This window comes from Rubrobacter aplysinae, assembly GCF_001029505.1.
Classification (GTDB): Bacteria; Actinomycetota; Rubrobacteria; order Rubrobacterales; family Rubrobacteraceae; genus Rubrobacter_A; species Rubrobacter_A aplysinae.
This window is the reverse complement of record NZ_LEKH01000010.1, coordinates 75,679-93,098: the sequence shown is the minus strand read 5'-3', so window position 1 is coordinate 93,098 and position 17,420 is coordinate 75,679. Positions and strand designations below refer to the sequence as shown.

Annotated in this window: 17 protein-coding genes and 1 riboswitch; of the genes, 16 read left to right on the top strand and 1 reads right to left on the bottom strand. The window is 66.4% G+C overall.

The window, feature by feature from the left end; all coding sequences use genetic code 11:
* Positions 1–198: 198 nt before the first annotated feature.
* The 6 genes from ABD53_RS11105 to ribH all read left to right on the top strand — a co-directional run bounded on the left by ABD53_RS11105 (position 199) and on the right by ribH (position 5,766).
* Entirely contained in the window at positions 199–1,026 is an 828-nt protein-coding gene (locus ABD53_RS11105; protein ID WP_160309681.1) for a sigma-70 family RNA polymerase sigma factor, read from the top strand.
* A 114-nt stretch (positions 1,027–1,140) separates the two neighbouring features.
* A complete protein-coding gene (gene rpe, locus ABD53_RS11100; RefSeq protein ID WP_047865848.1) occupies positions 1,141–1,830 on the top strand; it encodes a ribulose-phosphate 3-epimerase in 690 nt (229 codons plus the stop codon).
* A gap of 78 nt (positions 1,831–1,908) precedes the next feature.
* Positions 1,909–2,114: riboswitch (FMN riboswitch) on the top strand.
* Position 2,115: 1 nt separating this feature from the next.
* Positions 2,116–3,252 carry a bifunctional diaminohydroxyphosphoribosylaminopyrimidine deaminase/5-amino-6-(5-phosphoribosylamino)uracil reductase RibD gene (ribD, locus tag ABD53_RS11095; RefSeq protein WP_053057976.1) on the top strand — a complete coding sequence of 379 codons (1,137 nt, stop codon included), beginning with the start codon at positions 2,116–2,118 and terminating at the stop codon, positions 3,250–3,252.
* Positions 3,252–3,899, top strand: coding sequence for a riboflavin synthase (locus tag ABD53_RS11090; protein ID WP_047865846.1), 648 nt, complete (start codon positions 3,252–3,254; stop codon positions 3,897–3,899). Before ribD ends, ABD53_RS11090 begins: the two co-directional genes overlap by 1 nt.
* Positions 3,900–4,030: 131 nt before the next feature.
* Entirely contained in the window at positions 4,031–5,233 is a 1,203-nt protein-coding gene (locus ABD53_RS11085) for a bifunctional 3,4-dihydroxy-2-butanone-4-phosphate synthase/GTP cyclohydrolase II (protein ID WP_047865845.1), read from the top strand.
* Positions 5,234–5,241: 8 nt separating this feature from the next.
* On the top strand, positions 5,242–5,766 hold the full coding sequence (gene ribH, locus ABD53_RS11080; protein ID WP_047865844.1) for a 6,7-dimethyl-8-ribityllumazine synthase: 525 nt from the start codon (positions 5,242–5,244) through the stop codon (positions 5,764–5,766).
* A 22-nt stretch (positions 5,767–5,788) separates the two neighbouring features.
* Here ribH and rpmB read toward each other — a convergent pair whose 3' ends face one another.
* The gene (gene rpmB, locus ABD53_RS11075) at positions 5,789–6,007 is read right to left on the bottom strand and encodes a 50S ribosomal protein L28 (protein ID WP_047865843.1); all 219 of its coding nucleotides are present in this window, start codon (positions 6,005–6,007) and stop codon (positions 5,789–5,791) included.
* 176 nt (positions 6,008–6,183) lie between these two features.
* Between rpmB and ABD53_RS11070 the strand changes: the two genes are divergently transcribed.
* The 10 genes from ABD53_RS11070 (at position 6,184) to ABD53_RS11030 (ending at position 17,407) form a co-directional block, all read left to right on the top strand.
* The gene (locus tag ABD53_RS11070; protein ID WP_053057975.1) at positions 6,184–7,905 is read left to right on the top strand and encodes a DAK2 domain-containing protein; all 1,722 of its coding nucleotides are present in this window, start codon (positions 6,184–6,186) and stop codon (positions 7,903–7,905) included.
* The gene (locus tag ABD53_RS11065; protein WP_053057974.1) at positions 7,902–8,717 is read left to right on the top strand and encodes a DegV family protein; all 816 of its coding nucleotides are present in this window, start codon (positions 7,902–7,904) and stop codon (positions 8,715–8,717) included. Before ABD53_RS11070 ends, ABD53_RS11065 begins: the two co-directional genes overlap by 4 nt.
* A 49-nt stretch (positions 8,718–8,766) precedes the next feature.
* Positions 8,767–10,896 carry an ATP-dependent DNA helicase RecG gene (gene recG, locus ABD53_RS11060; protein ID WP_053057973.1) on the top strand — a complete coding sequence of 710 codons (2,130 nt, stop codon included), beginning with the start codon at positions 8,767–8,769 and terminating at the stop codon, positions 10,894–10,896.
* 276 nt (positions 10,897–11,172) lie between these two features.
* Positions 11,173–12,735 (top strand): hypothetical protein, encoded by a 1,563-nt coding sequence (locus ABD53_RS11055; RefSeq protein ID WP_047865842.1) that lies wholly within the window; start codon positions 11,173–11,175, stop codon positions 12,733–12,735.
* A 198-nt stretch (positions 12,736–12,933) separates the two neighbouring features.
* Entirely contained in the window at positions 12,934–14,070 is a 1,137-nt protein-coding gene (coaD, locus tag ABD53_RS16625) for a pantetheine-phosphate adenylyltransferase (protein WP_235401553.1), read from the top strand.
* Positions 14,071–14,077: 7 nt separating this feature from the next.
* The gene (locus tag ABD53_RS11045) at positions 14,078–14,539 is read left to right on the top strand and encodes an ATP synthase subunit B family protein (RefSeq protein WP_047865888.1); all 462 of its coding nucleotides are present in this window, start codon (positions 14,078–14,080) and stop codon (positions 14,537–14,539) included.
* Positions 14,540–14,626: 87 nt separating this feature from the next.
* The gene (locus ABD53_RS11040) at positions 14,627–15,103 is read left to right on the top strand and encodes a YceD family protein (RefSeq protein ID WP_047865841.1); all 477 of its coding nucleotides are present in this window, start codon (positions 14,627–14,629) and stop codon (positions 15,101–15,103) included.
* Positions 15,104–15,192: 89 nt separating this feature from the next.
* The gene (rpmF, locus tag ABD53_RS16620) at positions 15,193–15,378 is read left to right on the top strand and encodes a 50S ribosomal protein L32 (RefSeq protein WP_084709540.1); all 186 of its coding nucleotides are present in this window, start codon (positions 15,193–15,195) and stop codon (positions 15,376–15,378) included.
* A 44-nt stretch (positions 15,379–15,422) separates the two neighbouring features.
* Complete coding sequence (gene plsX / locus ABD53_RS11035; protein WP_047865840.1) at positions 15,423–16,457, top strand: phosphate acyltransferase PlsX; 1,035 nt, start codon at positions 15,423–15,425, stop codon at positions 16,455–16,457.
* Positions 16,454–17,407 (top strand): beta-ketoacyl-ACP synthase III, encoded by a 954-nt coding sequence (locus ABD53_RS11030; RefSeq protein WP_047865839.1) that lies wholly within the window; start codon positions 16,454–16,456, stop codon positions 17,405–17,407. The genes plsX and ABD53_RS11030 overlap by 4 nt, the downstream gene beginning before the upstream one ends.
* Positions 17,408–17,420 lie beyond the last annotated feature (13 nt).

The window sequence follows — 17,420 nt, the reverse complement described above, 5'->3', positions numbered from 1 at the left end:
CGTAATCCCCGGCGTCAGGCTGTAGCATCATCTCAACCGGCGCCAACCCTATCTACACCCCGCCGGAGCTGGAAGAGCCCGGGCTTCCGTTAACTCCGTTAAAGCTCTCCGCCGGGTTTTACGACAAACTGGTATGCCGTATGCGATCCTAAACTCATCTCTTACGCTCCTGTCGCGCCATGCGGGGCGCTATTCCGCGTGTTCCGCGTGCGCGGGTTGTGGGGGCCGGGTCTAGGGTTGTCTCTGGACCCTTATGGTGCTCACGACGCTTATGGTGTCTACGGCATTGCCGGAGCCCGGCGGACGGACGACTCCGGGACGCCATCGTCTCTCGCCGCGTATCGTGAGGGTGACGACCACGCCCTGCGGCGCATCCTCGACGAGCACGAGCGCCTGCTCGCCCACATCGTCCGCCGCTACGCCACGCACTCCGACGAGAGCTACGAGGAGCTTCTACAGGTGGGTTACGTCGGGCTTTTGAAGGCGGTGCGCGGCTACGATCCCGGGTACGAGGCCGGATTTGGCTCCTACGCCTACGCCAAGATCGACGGCGAGCTCCGGCACCACTTTCGGGATAACGGCCTCGTAAAGCGGCCCCGCTGGGCGCGGAGCCTGTACGCCCGCGTATCCGAGGCCACGGCGCGTCTGAGCGCCGAGCTCGGGCGTCTGCCGCTGCCGGAGGAGATCGCCACCGAGGTCAATCTGACCCCGGAAGGCGTCCACGAGCTACTGAAGCTATTCTCGGACACGGAGGTTTCTTCCCTCGACGGCGCGGAGGAGGCGGACCTCTCGGCCATCAGGAGTCTCAGACACGAGAGCTTCTCGCTACCGGTGGAAGATAGGATCGTCCTCGAAGAAGGCCTGCAACAGCTTACCGAGCTCCAGCGCAGGGTGGTCTACCTGTTCTTCTACAAGGATCTCTCGCAGACCGAGATCGGACGCAGGCTCGGCCTGCCCCAGCGGAGGGTCTCCCGCATAATAGCCTCCTCGATGAAATCCCTGAAGGACCGTCTGACTCGCGACTAGGGAGCCGCTCGTCTATGCAGGTTTGTGTAGAATACCCGGCCGTAGAATATTGGCGGGCGTCTTGGTGCCGGACGCAGGACCGGCCCCCGCCCGCCGGTTGGACCGGGAGGCGCATTGGGGTTTTTCTCTGGGTTTGATGGACGGGTAGCCGGCGGCCCCTCGATACTCGCGGCTGACTTTGCGGACCTCGCCGGTCAGGTGCGCGCCACGGGAGCGGGTGGCGCCGAACTGGTCCACTTCGACGTCATGGACAATCATTTCGTCCCCAACCTGAGCCTCGGTCCCGCGGTCGCGGCCTCGCTCGTGTCCGCAACGTTCCTACCCGTGGACGTCCACCTGCAGGTTATAAACCCGGATGATCTCATCCCGGCGTTTATAGAGGCCGGGGTGTGCAGCATAAGCGTCCAGCCCGAGGCCGTCCGCCACCTGTACCGCACCCTGGCGATGATCCTGGCCGGAGGCTGCGAGGCGGGGCTGTCCCTCAGCCCGGCTACCTCCCCCGAGGCCGTCGAGTGGGCGCTGCCGTACGTGGACTACGCGAACGTCATGAGCGTAGATCCGGGGTTCGGCGGCCAGGACTTCATACCCGAGGCCGCCGACAAGGTGCGCCGCGTGAGGCAGATGGCTGACGTTCCCGTAGAGGTGGATGGCGGTATTACGGAGAAGACGGCCCCGGGCATGGTGGAGGCCGGGGCGCGGGTGCTGGTCGCCGGCTCGGCCGTGTTCGGGGGGGACCCGGCCACGGAGATGGGAAAGATCATAGCCTCCGGCAGACGCGCCTCGTCGGGAGCCGAGCCGGGTTGAACGGCCCCGCGCTTTTCCGTTTTCCCTGTACACATGGCGTTCCTTGTCCGGGATGTGACCGTGTGGTAAGTTATTCCGCGTAGCTTTCGGGGGCGGGCGAAATTCCCGCGCCGGCGGTGAGCCCGGTAGGGTTTCTAGCGTTTCTAGCAACCTTTCCGGGGAGCCCGCGACCCTCCGCCTCTGGCGGAGGCTGAACCGGTGAAGGATCTCCCGCACGCACAGGCGTTGCGAGGCGTTCCGTAGTCCGGTGCCGACGGTTATAGTCCGGATGGGAGAAAGGAAACCGTGGCACGGAACCCTATGGACCGCGCCTGCGAGCTTGCAGAGCGCGGACGCTATACCGCCGCACCGAACCCGCTCGTCGGGGCCGTAGTCGTGCGTGAGGGCCGGATCTTGGGCGAGGGGTTCCACGTCCGGGCCGGAGAGAAGCACGCCGAGGTAGCGGCCATCGAGGACTGCGGCGGCGAGGCCCGCGGGGCCACTCTGTACGTAACCCTCGAACCCTGCAATCATCACGGCCGCACCCCGCCCTGCACCGAGGCGATCATTGCGGCCGGTATCTCCCGGGTCGTCGTCGGGCATCTGGACCCCGACTCCAGGATGAGGGGTCAGAGCGTGGAGCTTCTGCGCGCCGCCGGGGTAGAGGTCGAGATCGAGCGGGACCCGGTACTAGTCTCCAGGCTCGGCAGGCAGAACGAGCAGTTCTTCCACTACATGGACGCGGGGCGGCCCTTCGTACACGTAAAGCTTGCGATGACGCTCGACGGCCGCATCTCCTCCGGCGGCGGGCCGGAGAGGATCACGGGCGACGACTCCCGCCACCGGGTGCACCTGCTGCGAGCCGAGGCCGGGGCCGTACTCGTGGGGGCGGGGACCGCCCGCGCCGACGATCCACTGCTGGACGCCCGGAATCTACGGCCGGAGATAACTCCGCCGGGGATTACCCGCGTGGTCCTGGACCCGGAACTCAGCCTCGACCCTGGGAGCCGGCTCGCCGGGGGAGCGCCGGAGGAGCCGGTGGTGGTATTCGCGTCGGAAAAGTCGTTCGACGGCCGGGAGGATGCTTTGAAGGAGAGAGGCGTGGACCCCGTGCCCGTGCCGGACTTTGACGGGGAGGGACGGGGGTTGGATCTCGGTTTCGTGCTGGACGATCTGGGACGGCGCGGGCTGCGCGGGCTGCTCGTCGAGGGCGGCGGAGAGACCGTCGCGAGCTTCGCGCGGGCCGGGCTCATAGACAAGATGACCCTGTTCTACGCGCCGCGCCTGATCGGGGCCGGCGGCGTACCGGCGGTCGGCTCTCTCAAGCCAGCCGGCCTGGCCGGCGCATCCGGCTTCACGGTCGAGAACGTAGAGAGGTTCGAGGAGGACGTGGCCCTCACCCTCTACCCGGCGGAGCCGGTACCGGCGAGAAAGGGGGCCTGATGTTTACCGGGCTTATCGAGAATACCGGGCACGTCTCGGAGATGAGCGGGGGAGGGGACGGCGGCATGCACCGGCTCGTTATCTCCGCCCCTAGCCTCGCCGGAGACGTCGGGCTCGGGGAGAGTATCTCGGTGAACGGGGTCTGCCTCACCGTCGGCTCCGTGGAGCAGGGGCGCGTAACGTTCAACGCCATGCGGGAGACGCTGCGGCGGAGCGCCCTCGGGGACCTCGCGGAGGGCGACCCGGTGAATCTGGAGCCCGCGATGGCCGTCGGAGACAGGCTCGGCGGTCACATGGTCCAGGGACACGTGGACGGCGTCGGGCACGTCCTCGGGCGCTCTCCCGAAGGAGGAGCCGAGATCTGGACCTTCGCCGCCCCGGAGAGCGTGCTGCGTTACACGGTGGAGAAGGGCAGCATCTGCGTGGATGGAATAAGCCTTACTGTGGTCTCTGTAGAGGAGGGCGACCATGAGACGGGAACAGAGGGTGCGTTTACCGTCTCCGTGCTGCCGCAGACCCGCGATGCCACGAACCTCGGGAGGCTCGACGACGGGGCGAGGGTAAACCTGGAGGCCGACGTTATAGGCAAGCACGTGGAGCGTCTGCTCGGGCCTCATGTAGCCCATCTGATGCGGAGCGGGCCGTGAGCCCCTAGAGCAGGAAGGCCGCACGCGAGCCAAGAGAGTCAAGAGAGTCAAAAGAGTCGAAAAAGGCCGGGCAGAGAGCGTAGGAAGTCGGCCCGGGGTATCTAAAGAGTATTTATGAGAGGAGTGGTTGGATGCCGTTTAGTCCGGTAGAGGAGATTGTAGAGGACATAAAGGCCGGAAAGATGGTCATAGTCTGCGACGACGAGGACCGGGAGAACGAGGGCGACCTCACGATGGCCGCCGAGCTCGTAACCGACGATGACATCAACTTCATGGCGACCTATGGTAAGGGTCTGATCTGCCTCCCCATGGCCGGCGAGATGGTGGACCGCCTGGAGATACCGGAGATGGTCCAGCACAATGCCGCCCGCATGGGCACCGCCTTCACCGCCTCCATCGAGGCCCGTCATGGCATCACCACCGGCATCTCCGCCGCCGACCGGGCCCACACCTGCCGGGTGGCCGTGGACGGCTCCACCGGGCCGGACGACCTCGTGATGCCCGGCCACGTCTTCCCGCTCCGGGCGCGGCCCGGCGGCGTCATAGAGCGCCCCGGACAGACCGAGTCGGCCGTGGATCTTGCCCGCATCGCCGGTTTCAACCCCGCCGGTGTGATCTGCGAGATCATGAAAGACGACGGCACGATGGCCCGGGTGCCAGACCTCGAGGAGTTCTCTAAAGAGCACGGCATAAAGATGGTCACCGTCGAGCAGCTAATAGCGTACCGCAGCCAGTACGAGACCCACGTAACCTGCGCCGTCGAGACCCGGCTGCCGACCGCCTACGGCGAGTTCCGCGCCCGGGCCTACGAGAGCAAGATAGACGGCCTCACCCACGTCGCGCTCGTGATGGGCGAGCCCGAAGGCAAGGAAGACGTGCTCGTGCGCCTGCACTCCTCTTGTCTCACGGGCGACGCTTTGCACTCTATCCGCTGTGACTGCGGCCAGCAGCTAGAGGCCGCGATGGGGCGAGTGGCCGAGGAGGGCGAGGGCGTCATCGTGTACCTCCAGCAGGAGGGGCGCGGCATCGGGTTGCTGAACAAGCTCAAGGCCTACCAGCTCCAGGACGACGGGTTCGACACCGTGGAGGCCAATGAAGAGCTCGGGTTCGACCCGGACATCCGAAACTACGGGGTCGGGGCCCAGATACTCAAGGACCTGGACATAAGCTCCGTACGCTTCATGACGAACAACCTCACGAAGGTGGTAGGCCTGCAGGGGTTCGGCATAGAGATGACCGAACGCGTCCCGATAGAGGTGCCGCCGAACAAGGAGAACGAGCGTTACCTGAAGACCAAGCAGGAGAAGATGAACAACGTTTTCGAGCGTTTCTAGGGGGAGAGTTGACTAACCCGGAGGGATACAACCTCTACGAGGGTAACCTTACGGCCGGCGGGCGCTCTTTCGCCGTGGTCGCTGCCCGCTTCAACGACTTTATAGTCCGTCCGCTGCTCGACGGCGCCCTCGACGCTATCGAGCGTCACGGCGGCTCCGCGGAATCGGTGGATGTCGTCTGGGTACCGGGCGCCCAGGAGATACCCGTCGCCGCGCGCCGCATGGCGCTCTCGGGTAGATACGACGCCGTGGTCTGCCTCGGAACCGTGATCCGGGGCTCCACGCCGCACTTCGACTACGTGGCCGGGGTGGCCTCTAGCGGTGTCTCGTCCGTGGCCCTTGAAACCGGGTTGCCCGTGATCTTTGGCGTGTTGACCACGGAGACCATCGAGCAGGCCATAGAAAGAGCCGGCACCAAGGCCGGAAACAAGGGGTTCGAGGCCGCCGTAACTGCGATAGAGATGGCCTCGCTTATGCGGGAGTTACCCGGCCCCGCTGGCGGGGCCGGAGAGGCGTCTTCGGAGCGTCGCTAGCCCTCGGCCGGGTGAGGCCGAGTTAGGCCGAGTTGGTGGCCTGGGTGCGCGGCGAGGCCTTCTGGACCTTGAAGGCCTTCAGGCAGGAGGTGCAGACCCAGGTGCGCTTGGTGGAGCTTCCCTCCTGGATGCGGACCTTCTGCAGGTTCGGGTCCCAACGGCGGCGCGTGGCGCGCAGGGAGTGGCTGCGGGCGTTGCCGTACTGGGGGCCCTTCCCGCAGGAATAGCAGACTTTAGCCATGATAGTGCTCCTATGCTAGGATACCGGTCGTCTTTGGGGGCCAAGGAAAGCTGCGGACCACCCGCCGGGCGGCTACACTAAACCCGGCGCTGAACGCCGGTCCCTGGCACGAGCGAAGATTGTACCAGACTCGCGTAATGCGAGTGATGCGGGGCGGCCGGTAGTGACTAGCAATATTGGACACGGGGGAGCTTGAGGAGACCGAGGAGACCGCGGATATGACCATAAGGATGTCGCTCGTCGTGGCCGCGGTACACGCCGCGCTCAAGGCCCAGGTCTCGAAGATAGACTCGCTCAACGTCTACCCGGTGCCCGACGGCGATACCGGCACCAACATGCTCCTGACCCTGGAGTCCGTGCTGCGTGAGACCTCCGAGGAGTCCTACGAGACCCCGGAGGCCGCCAGCAAGGCCGGGGCCCGGGCGGCCCTGATGGGGGCGCGTGGAAACTCCGGGGTGATACTGTCGCAGATGATCCGGGGTGCCTGCGACGTCCTGGCCCGCCACGCCTCGCTCTCCGCCGAGGCCTTCGCCGCCGCCCTCGAAGGGGCCCGGGAGAGGGCATACGCTTCCATTCGGGAACCCGTGGAGGGCACGATGCTCACCGTAATAAAGGACGCGGCCCGGGCCGCCCGGGAGGCTCTCGAAGCCGGTGTAAAGGAGCCCGCCGGGGTGGTCGGGGCGGCGGCGCGGGAGGCTCATGCCTCCGTGAAGCGCACGCCGCAGCTTCTGACCACGCTACGCGAGGCGGGCGTCGTGGACGCCGGCGGCCTCGGGGTGGCCGTCATTCTGGACGGCCTCTCCTCGTGGCTCGGGGGGAAAGGCACGGAGTCACACGAGTCACACGAGTCGGAGAACGGGGATGTGTCATCTACCGGTGCTACCGGCGTCGTCGCGGAAGAGCCCGGCTCTCCGACCGGCCTACCTGATGCCCCCGAAGAGGAGGCTTGGGGTTACTGCACCGAGTTCTTCGTCACCGGGTTCTCCGGAGACGCGGAGGACTTCGGGCGGCACATACACGAGATCGGGCGCAGCGTGCTTGTCGTGCCGGACGATGATCTCGTAAAGGTGCACGTGCACACCCAGGACCCGGGAGAGGCGCTCTCCTACGCCGGGAGCTTCGGCCGGCTCTACGGCATAAAGGTGGACGACATGGAGGCCCAGAGCCGCGAGGCTCGTTCCCGCCGGGAGGCGGAAGTAGGCAATGTGGGCCACGGTAACGGGGCCCCGGGCGCGGCTCCGTCGGCGGCGATAGGCGTCGTCGTGGCGAGCCGGGGGCCAGGGGGGCGCAGAATCTTCGAGGAGGCCGGCGCGGTGGTCGTGGAGGGCGGCCAGGGCGCGAACCCGAGCGCCGCCGAGTTTGCGGAGGCGGTCGAGGCCGCCGGTGCGCCGGAGGTCGTGGTGCTGCCGAACAACAAGAACATCATTCCTACCGTGGAGCGCCTGCAAGAGCTCGTGGACTCCGTGGTGCATGTCGTGCCGACCACCAGCATAGCCGCCGGACTGGCCACAATGGTCGCCTTCGACCCGGAAGGTGAGCCCTCAGAGGTCGCCGAGGAGATGCGGGAGCTCGCCGAGTCTCTCCAGTGCGCAGAGGTGACACGCTCCGTACGCGAGGCTTCCGTCGACGGACACGAGGTTCCCGAGGGGGCCTTTATTGGGCTTGTGGACGGCGCGCTACGGGTCGTCGAGGACGGCGTGAGAGAGGCTACGTTGAAGGTTGCGGAGGAGCTGGTCGGTGGTGGGGCGGAGCTTCTGACGTTGCTCAGAGGCGAAGACCTCGACGAGGCGGTGGCCCAGGAGATCGCGGACGAGATCCGGTCCCTCGACGGCGGGGTGGAGGTGGAGGTGTTCTACGGCGGCCAGCCGATGTACCCGCTACAGGTGGTGGCCGAGTGACCCTCGCCGTCGTGACAGACTCCATGACCAGCTTCTCGCCGGGCGTACTGGAGCGGCCCGACGTGCGCATGGTACCGCTCACCTTCCACTTCGGGACCGAGGAGGGCTACCGGGACAAGCTGGATCTCACGGACGAGGAGTTCTACCGTAAGCTCGAAAGCTCGAATGTCTTTCCGACTACCTCCCAGCCCTCGGCCGGGGAGTTCGTGGAGGCCTACGATTCGCTCGGAGCCTACGACCACGTTCTCGTCCTGACGACCTCAGCCAAGATCAGCGGCACCTACAACTCCGCCGTCTCGGCGGCCGACATGGCGGACCGCCCCGTCGAGGTGCTGGATATGAGGTCGGCCGAGATCGGCTCTGGCCTTATACTGAACGAGGTGCTGGAGGCTATAGACGGCGGCGGAAACCTCGAAGAGGCGCTTGCCACCGCGAGGTCCGCCATAGCTCGCTGCCGGGCCTGGTTCGCGGTCGGGACGCTGGAGTATTTGCAGCGGGGCGGCAGGATCGGACGCGCCCAGCGTCTGGCCGGGACCGCGCTCGACATCCGGCCCGTTCTTACCCTGGAAGACGGTGAGATCGTGCCGCACAAGCGCACCAGGGGCCGCAAGCGCCAGATGGCGGCCATGCTCGAAGAGATAAGGCCCGCCGTGGACAACGGGCGGCCCTACTCTCTGGGCCACGCGAACGCGCCGGAGCCGGTGGCGGAGATCTCACGCCAGCTAGGCGGTGGCGAGGCTTTCTCGGTCTCTATTAGTGGTGTGATCGGCTCCCATGTGGGCCCCGGGGCGTACGGAGTCGCCCGCCTGTAACCACCTGTAAAAGATGTAGAAGGAGCCCGGAGTACAGACTTCTAAAGCAGTGCCGGCAAGCTTACCGCGGGTAACGCTACCGGAGCGCACCACGCTGACCGCCCTGCGGGGGCGGGCAACCACCGAGGTCCCGGGTGTCGGGCCGAAGGTGGCCGGTTGGCTCGCCGAGCTCGGGGTGGAGTCCGTGGCGGACCTGATCCAGCACTACCCCGCCCGGCACGAGGACCTCTCGAACGTGAAGAAGATAGCGGACTTGCGCGTAGGCGAAAAGGCAACCGTGGTGGGACGCGTAATGTCCACGCGCCCCGTGGGACGTCCCGTCCGGGGCCGCTCACCGGGCTTCTCCGCCCAGCTCTACGACGGCACCGGCTACATCCCGGCCACGGTCTGGGGCCGCCAGTGGCTCGTGGGCCAGCTCGTGGAGGATACCTGGGTCGTGGTCTCCGGCGAGGTGCAGCGCAGGTACGGCATCCAGCTCGCCACCAAGAGCATCGAGGTCGTGGACGATCCCGCCTCGACCGGAGACAACGCCCACGCCGGACGGTTCGTCCCCGTCTACCCCTCGAACAGAGGAATAAACGCGCGTCGCGTTAGAACATTGATACACCGTGCCCTGGACGAGTGCGGGTACATCCTCGACCCTTTGCCCGCGGGCGTGCTCGCCGAGCACGGGCTGCCGACGCTCCATGACGCGATCCAGGAGGTCCACTTTCCGGAGGAGCGGGGGCGTCTGAAGCGGGCGATGCGGCGTCTGATCTTCCACGAGCTGTTCGTGTTGCAGGCCGGACTCGCCGTGCGCAAGTCCCGCGTGGAGCTAGAGGAGACCGGGCGCAGCCACACCGGAGACGGGAGGCTTCTTAACCCGTACCTGAAGGGTCTGCCGTTCGGGCTGACCGGGGCGCAGGAGCGCGTGATCGAGGAGGCACTGGAAGACCTCCGCTCGGAGCGCCCGATGCGCCGGCTCGTGCAGGGCGACGTCGGCAGCGGCAAGACCGTCGTCGCCGTGGCCGCGCTGCTCTCCGTGGTCGAGGCCGGGGGGCAGGGCGCGCTCATGGCCCCGACGGAGGTGCTCGCCGAGCAGCACTATCTCTCGGTCTCCGCCGCGTTGTCCGAGCTACCGGTGGAGGTGGTGCTACTCACGGGCTCCCAGACCGCCGCCGAACGCCGGGAGGCCCTTGAGCGGGTAGCGGGCGGAGAGGCGGGTATCGTGATCGGGACGCACGCCCTGATCCAGAAAGGCGTCGAGTTCGATAACCTGGCCCTCGTGGTCGTGGACGAGCAGCACCGCTTCGGCGTCGGGCAGCGCACCGACTTTCGCGAGAAGGGCGTCACCCCCGACACGATGGTGATGACCGCCACCCCGATACCGCGCACCCTCTCGCTGACGCTCTACGGGGACCTTGAGGTCTCGGTAATAGACGAGCTGCCGCCCGGCCGACAGCCCGTGGAGACCGTGCTAACCGGTGTAGAGGGCCGCATGGACGCCTACGAGGCGGTTCGCGAGGAGCTCAAGGAGGGGCGGCAGGCGTACGTGATCTGCCCGCTGGTCGAGGAGTCCGAGGCTCTCGAAGACGTGCGCTCCGCCGAGGAGCTGCAGGAGGAGCTCGCCGAGGAGGTGTTTCCCGAGCGCCGGGTCGGACTGTTGCACGGCAGGATGTCCGCAGCAGACAAGCGCGAGACGATGGCCGCGTTCAGGGACGGTGAGATACAGGTGCTCGTGGCGACCGTCGTGGTCGAGGTCGGCGTGGACGTGCCCAACGCGAGCGCCATCGTGATCGAGGGCGCGGAGAGGTTCGGACTTTCCCAGCTCCACCAGCTCCGGGGCCGGGTGTGCCGGGGCCTGCACCCGCCGAAGTGCTTCCTCGTCGGCGAGCCCAAGACCGACGACTCCCGTGAGCGGCTGGAGGCGCTGTGCGAGCACCAGGACGGCTTCAAGCTCTCCGAGGAGGACCTCAGAATTCGGGGTGAGGGCACGCTCTTCGGGGCCCGCCAGAGCGGGATGACCGACCTCAAGGTGGCGAACCTGCTGCGCGACATGGAGATACTCGTCGAGGCCCGGCGCGCCGCCTTCTCGCTCGTCGCCGGGGACAAGAAGCTCGGCAAGACAGAGCATCGGCCTCTAAGACGTGAGATCCGGGAGCTGCTCGGATCCAACGTGGAATGGCTCTTCAAAGAGTAAAGGCCAGCCCCACGTTGGCTCGTTGTCGGTACAGCCTGGTAGAGATACGGGGAGACACGATGCTCCTCCGGTAAGTCGCCTGTAAATTCTGCGGGACAGATACTGTAACTACGTAAGGCCCGGACGCGTCCCACGTAGTGGGAGGAGAGTTTGGCAGGGTTTGACAGAGCTATCAGCGCCGGTTGAGGAGCGGCGTTCTAATAGCCCTGATCCACCTGAATAGCAGCACCAGAAAGCGTAAAGCCACGTAAACATGACAGACCAAGAGAGGTATGTATGACAAAGACTTTCGCAGCGGTAGCCACGTTCGCGCTAACGTTGCTCGTGACCGGTTTGCTGGCAAGCCCCTCGCAGGCCCAGAGCACCGGGCCGACCATCGCGCCGGATTTGGTATCGGTGACGGACGTTAGCGCCACGAACAATGACTACAACGGCAGCGGCACGAACGACACTACCGCTGTCTTCACCTTCGATGAGCCGGTGTCTGCGACGTGTTGTTCGGGCTACCAGTTGATACCGGCCGACCTCGTGAACGACAAGCCGCTCGGCGCGTTCAGAATACTCGCCGGTGAGGGGACGACCGAGCTAGTGGTCGCCTTCGAGGGTCAGCTTTCAGCCGCGGAGACCGCCCGTGGCACGGTCGACAAGAACACCGTGAAGGTCTCGGGCGGCGGCAGCGAGACCTTCAACCCGCCACAGGCGGCTCCGGTCTCGAACGGCGGCAACACCAACGCCCCGGACCTGCGGTCCGTGGTGCGGGACGGCGACTCGCTGCTGTTCACCTTCGACCAGCCCATAGACAAAGATGACGACATGATCCAGAACACCTCCGGTCTGCGCTTCTACACCGCGGATGCCCGCACCTTCGGCTCCTCGGTGGTCAACGAGGTCGACGGAAACACGCTGCGCGCGCTCTACGACCTGCCGCAGGGCACCACGCTGGACGACGCGGTCGGCGGCTTCACGCCGCAGGGTACGGTGGTCGGCGCGGACGTGGACGGCGACGGCACCTTCGAGCCAAACGCGCTTGACGAGGAGCTCCTCGGTGCGCCCGTGGACACCACCACCTGTGCCCCGGCGAACGTGGACGAGACCGGGCTGCGCGCGGGCCGGACCGTCGCGCCCGACCTTCAGTTCGCCGGTAACTTCCGCGAGGGCCCGTTCACCGACGACGGCGGCCGCACCACCTGCGTGGACTTCGACTTCGACCAGCGGTCCTACCTCGGTGGCGGCAACCGCACGAGCTTCCATCTCGTCCCGACCGATGGCGGACACGTGCTCGACGGCACCGCTCTCCGGCCGGATAACGATCAGGAAGGCGACGACAAGATCACGGTCATCTTCGAGGGCCGGGTCGACGAGAGCGACTTCGCCCGCGGCTACGTGGACGGTAACGTCGTGACCAGCAACTCGAACGGCGACGGCCCGTACAACGTCGCCCAGTCCGCCGCCATCAGCAATGCCGGAAACTCCGAAGACCCGGACCTCCAGACCATCTCCGAGAAGTCCGACAAAAAGCTCTACTTCGAGTTCGACGAGGATCTCGACCAGGAGGATGTGGTCCAGGACACCGCCGGGCTCCGCTTCTACACCGCCGCCGGCGACGTGTACACCGCTTCCAGGGTCAAGGAGACCAATCGCGAGGACGTGCTCGTGGCCGGGTTCGACCTGCCAAAGGGCGTGAGCTCGCGGGATGCGGTCGGCGGCCTCGTCGTTCAGGGCACGGTCGTGGCCCCCGATGACGACGCGGACGGCACGAAGGAGGCAAACTCCTTCGACGAGATCGAGAAGTCCGACGGCAAGATCAACAAGGACGGCGTTACCGTCCTGGACGGCTAGCGCCGCCTGACGAGGTTATATAGGCTGGATGGTTTCGTGAGAGGCGCCCGGGACCGGGCGCCTCTACGCCGTCCCCGAAGAGTCCGACCGGGAGGCTACGTCCGGGGAGCATGAGGCTTGCCGCCCCGGTATGATCCCTGGTGTGAAACTCGCGTTTGAAAGTGCGTTCAACGTCCATGCCGGGAGTCTGGTTTGAGGGTGATCGCCGGTAGCGCCCGAGGAGTCCGGCTTGCCGAGGCTCCGTCTGGCGTCCGGCCCACCGGGGACCGGGTGCGCGAGGGTGTTTTCAACTCTCTGGGCCAGTTCTTTAGCGGCGGCGAAGCGCTGGACCTGTACGCGGGCACGGGCACCCTGGGTATCGAGGCACTCAGCCGGGGATGTGAGCGCGCCGTTTTCGTCGAGCGTGACCGGCGGGCGGTCGAGACCATCCGGGAGAACCTCCGCCGGACCGGGTTCGAGGGCCGGGGCGAGGTCGTACGCGGCGAGGTCCGGCGGTTATTAGAGCGCCGGGCGAGACCTATGTACAATGATGAGTTCCGTTTGATATTCGCAGACCCGCCTTATAGAATCGCGCCGGACGAACTGGAGGGTGTCCTCGGGGCTCTGGAGCTCGTGCTGGCTCCTGGGGGTAAAGCTGTAATAGAGAGTGGCGTGGCGTCCGGGACGGTATCCGGCGCGGCGTTTTCCGGCAGTACCGAGATCCAGAAAGGGGTCAGCCGGCGCTACGGCGACACGGTGGTAACCATATTTGAGCGTTTGGAGCCTGAAATGACGGTTGCCGTGTGTCCCGGTAGCTTCGACCCCATCACCGTTGGGCATCTGGATGTGATCCGGCGCGCCTCCCGGGTATTCGACCATCTGGTGGTCGCCGTCGGGAGCAACCGGGAGAAGAACCCCCGCATGGACGCCCACGCCCGGGCGGCCCTGATCGAGCGTGTTACCCGAGATATGCCGAATGTCTCCGTCGAGGTGATGGAGGGGCTCCTGGTCGAGTTTGCCCGGGGACAGGGGGCGCGGGTCATAGTAAAGGGTCTCAGGGCCGTCTCGGACTTCGACTCGGAGTTCGAGCAGGCCCAGCTAAACCAGACGCTCGACCCGGAGGTCGAGACCATGTTCATCATGTCCTCCGCCGAGCACAGCTTCCTCTCCTCCAGCGCCATCCGGGAGATAGCCAGGTTTGGCGGGGACGTTAGCAGGTTCGTTCCGCAAGGCATACTCGGCACCGTCCGCGAGGTCTATTCGGGCGATTCGGGCGTTTCAGATGACTACGAGGGCGGCCAGAGGGCCGGCGCGGGCGAGCAGACCGGCCAGATCGAGACTAACAACAAGAGGTAGGTTGCCGATGGACGTACTGGTGCTGATAGACAGGCTGGAGGAGATGGTGGAGGACGCCCGGAGCTTCCCCGGCTTCGGCAACACCGCCATGGTGGACCGGGATGCCGCCTACGACCTCATAGACCAGATGCGCCAGGCCATCCCCGAGGAACTGAAGCAGGCGCGTTGGATCGTCAAGGAGCGTCAGTCCATGCTGGACGAGGCCCGCTCCGAGAGCGACCGCATAGTCCAGCAGGCCCACGAGGAGGCGGAGAAGCTCGTCTCCGAGCAGGAGGTCTTAAAGCAGGCCGAGAAGCAGGGCGCGGACATCGTGGAGGACTCCCGGCGCCGGGAGCGTGAGATCCGCCTGGGCGCCGAGGACTACGCCGACGACGTGCTCGGCAACCTCGAAGACAATCTCGGACGACTCCTGGGCGCCGTGCAGCGGGGCCGCGCCCGGCTCCAGGGCGACGACGAGCCGGAGGAGTAGGCCGGGCGGCCCAGAGCACGGCTGGGCACGTCTGGGCGCGGTAGAGCATGGTAAAGCGTGCAAGGCGCGGCAAGGCAGGGTGAGAAGATGAGCGAGCATCAGAAGTATCCGAATCTGATAAACCTCTGGAGGCCGGACCTCGAGATCGCGGATAAGGACGAGATCGAGACCGGGTTCCCGGTCGAGCCCTTCGAGCTCTACGGCCGTCCCCACGAGATAAAGAGCGCGGAGGCCCGGGTCGGGATCACCCGGCTCCAGGACGGGGTCCACCTCGACCTCGCCGTGGGCTGCGAGGTCGAGACCACCTGTGACCGTACCCTGGAGCCCGTAACGCTCTCGCTGTCTTTCGGGGACTCCGAGCTCGTCTCGGGCCCCTCCGAGCCCGAGCTCGGAGTCGAGGACTGGATGCTGGACCTGTCACGGTACACCCGCGAGTCGCTGCCGGCCGAGGTGCCGATGCAGGTGTTCGCGCCGGAATCCGAGGCTGTGGACCCCGGTCCCGCAGAGGACGAGATAGATCCCCGGTGGCGCGGCCTCGACGACCTGTTCGCCTCCGGGCTATAAGGATTCGAGAGATTTTGGCGCTCCCGGCTGGCCGTCGGGGCTCTTAGACTGTAGTATCTGATGGTTTGCAAACATGGAGGTAGAGAGATATGGCCGTACCGAAGAAGAAGACTTCCAGCTCCCGCCGCGACAGGAGACGGGCCCATCGCGCCCTGGGGCAGCCGAAGCTGGCCACGTGCCAGACCTGTGGAGCGCCCCACCTGCCGCACCGCGTGTGCGAGAACTGCGGTAGCTACCGCGGTCGCCGGGTGGTCACCGTAGAGGGTACGGAGTAGGCCCGGCGTAGGCGGGCCGTCCGGCTAAAGGTCCCGGTATAAGCGTGCGCATCGCGGTCGACGCCCTGGGCGGGGACGGCGCGCCCGGGGAGATCGTCTCAGGCGCGGTCTCCGCCGCATCCCGGCTCGGGGAGGACGAGATCGTCCTGGTCGGCGACGAACCCGGGATACAGGCCGCGCTCGGGGACTCCCCGATGCCCGACAACGTATCCATCCGGGCCGCGAGCGGCCGGATAGAGATGGCGGACGACCCGGCGGCGGCCCTGAGATCCAACCCCGAGTCGAGCATCTCCGTGGCGGCCAAGATGATCCGCGACGGGGAGGCGGAGGCTCTTTTCTCGGCGGGTAGCACGGGGGCCACCGTCGGGGCTTCGCTCCTGATCGTCGGGCGTCTGGAGAGTTGCCGCCGGCCCGCGATAGCGACCGTTATCCCTTTCCCGGACCCCGTGCTCCTGGTGGACGCCGGGGCGACCATCTCGTGCCGGGCGCGGGATCTCTTGAACTTCGCTATCCTGGGCAGCGTGTTCGCCGACCGCTACCGGGAAGAGAGTGCGGGCCCGGTCCGCACCGGTCTCGTCAACGTCGGGGAGGAGCCGGGCAAGGGGAACGAGCTTGCCAAGGAGGCGTACGGGCTGCTCGCGGACTGCGGGGAGATCGAGTTCGTGGGCAACGTCGAGGGCCGGGAGATAGGCCGGGGTGTGGCGGACGTGCTCGTCACCGACGGCTTCACCGGAAACGTGGTCCTCAAGACGGCAGAGGGCGTGTCCAGCGAGATCCTGGGCATGGTCCGCTCGGAGATGACCGGCGGCCCGCTACAGAAGCTCGCCGCCGCCGTGCTCAAGCCCAGGCTCGGGAAGATAAAATACCGGGTGGACCCGGAGAACTACGGAGGCTCTTTTCTGTTGGGAGTAGAGGGTACGGTCGTGATCGGGCACGGTAACTCCCGGGCCCGGGGCGTTGAGAACGCCCTGCTCGGCATCTCCCGCGCCGGCAGCGGTCTGCCCGAATCTCTGGAGGCGGCGCTCCGGCGGGGGGAGGTACCCTCCGGCGTAACCGGAGACGGGGCCGGAGAGCTTTGAGCAGCGGCGAGACCCCGGCGGGCAAGATAGTCGGCGTTGGCCGGGCGCTCGGAGGGCGGCTGTTCACCAACGACGATTTCGAGAAGTCCATGGAGACCACCGACGAGTGGATCACGGACCGCACCGGGATAAAGCAGCGCCACTTCGTCGCGGAGGGCGAGGACTGTGTAACCCTGGCCACGGACGCCTCCAGAGCGGCCCTCGACCACGCCGGGCTCGACGGCGGCGACGTGGACCTCATCCTCTGCGCCACCTCCACCGCGCCGGAATCCATGCCCTCCGTGGCGTGTCTGGTCGGAGACGGGATCGGGGCCCGTGGCGTGGGGGCGATGGATCTCGCCGCCGCCTGCGCCGGGTTTTCCTACGGTGCCTCGGTCGCGGGCTCGATGCTATCGAGCGGGGCCGCCGGGCGGGTGCTGCTCATCGGGGCCGACGCCATGACCCAGATAGTGGACCACAACGACCGCTCCACCGCCGTGCTCTTCGGCGACGGGGCCGGGGCCGTCGTCCTCGAACAGGGCGACGGCTCCTCGGGCTTCGTGGACCACATCCTCGGGGCCGACGGCAAGATGGCCCCGCTTGGCCGGGCCGGCCACCCCGGCGACGAGCAGATGCTGTATCAGGACGGCCGCGAGGTCTTCCGATTCGCGGTAAAAGTCTTCCCCGAGATGGTCGAGAAGCTCGTCTCCCGCAACGGCATCACCCTGGACGACGTGCAGTACATAATCCCGCATCAGGCAAATAACCGCATAATACAGGCGGCGGCGAGGAAGCTGAATGTTTCGGAGGGCAAGATCGTGGTCAACGTGGATCGTTTCGGGAACACGTCGGCGGCGAGCATACCGTTGGCCTACCCGGATATTTATGATGATCTGGAGCCGGGTAAGTACGTTATTACGGTCGGTTTCGGCTTCGGCCTCGCGTGGGCCGCGAACCTGTACAGGATATAGCTGTTAGCAGTTG

Bases quoted from the DNA above. Each gene is read 5' to 3' on its own strand.
- ABD53_RS11090 (WP_047865846.1), top strand. From the start codon at position 3,252: ATGTTTACCGGGCTTATCGAGAATACCGGGCACGTCTCGGAGATGAGC.
- ABD53_RS11085 (WP_047865845.1), top strand. From the start codon at position 4,031: ATGCCGTTTAGTCCGGTAGAGGAGATTGTAGAGGACATAAAGGCCGGA.
- rpmB (WP_047865843.1), bottom strand. From the start codon at position 6,007: ATGGCTAAAGTCTGCTATTCCTGCGGGAAGGGCCCCCAGTACGGCAAC.
- ABD53_RS11055 (WP_047865842.1), top strand. From the start codon at position 11,173: ATGACAAAGACTTTCGCAGCGGTAGCCACGTTCGCGCTAACGTTGCTC.
- ABD53_RS11045 (WP_047865888.1), top strand. From the start codon at position 14,078: ATGGACGTACTGGTGCTGATAGACAGGCTGGAGGAGATGGTGGAGGAC.
- ABD53_RS11040 (WP_047865841.1), top strand. From the start codon at position 14,627: ATGAGCGAGCATCAGAAGTATCCGAATCTGATAAACCTCTGGAGGCCG.
- rpmF (WP_084709540.1), top strand. From the start codon at position 15,193: ATGGCCGTACCGAAGAAGAAGACTTCCAGCTCCCGCCGCGACAGGAGA.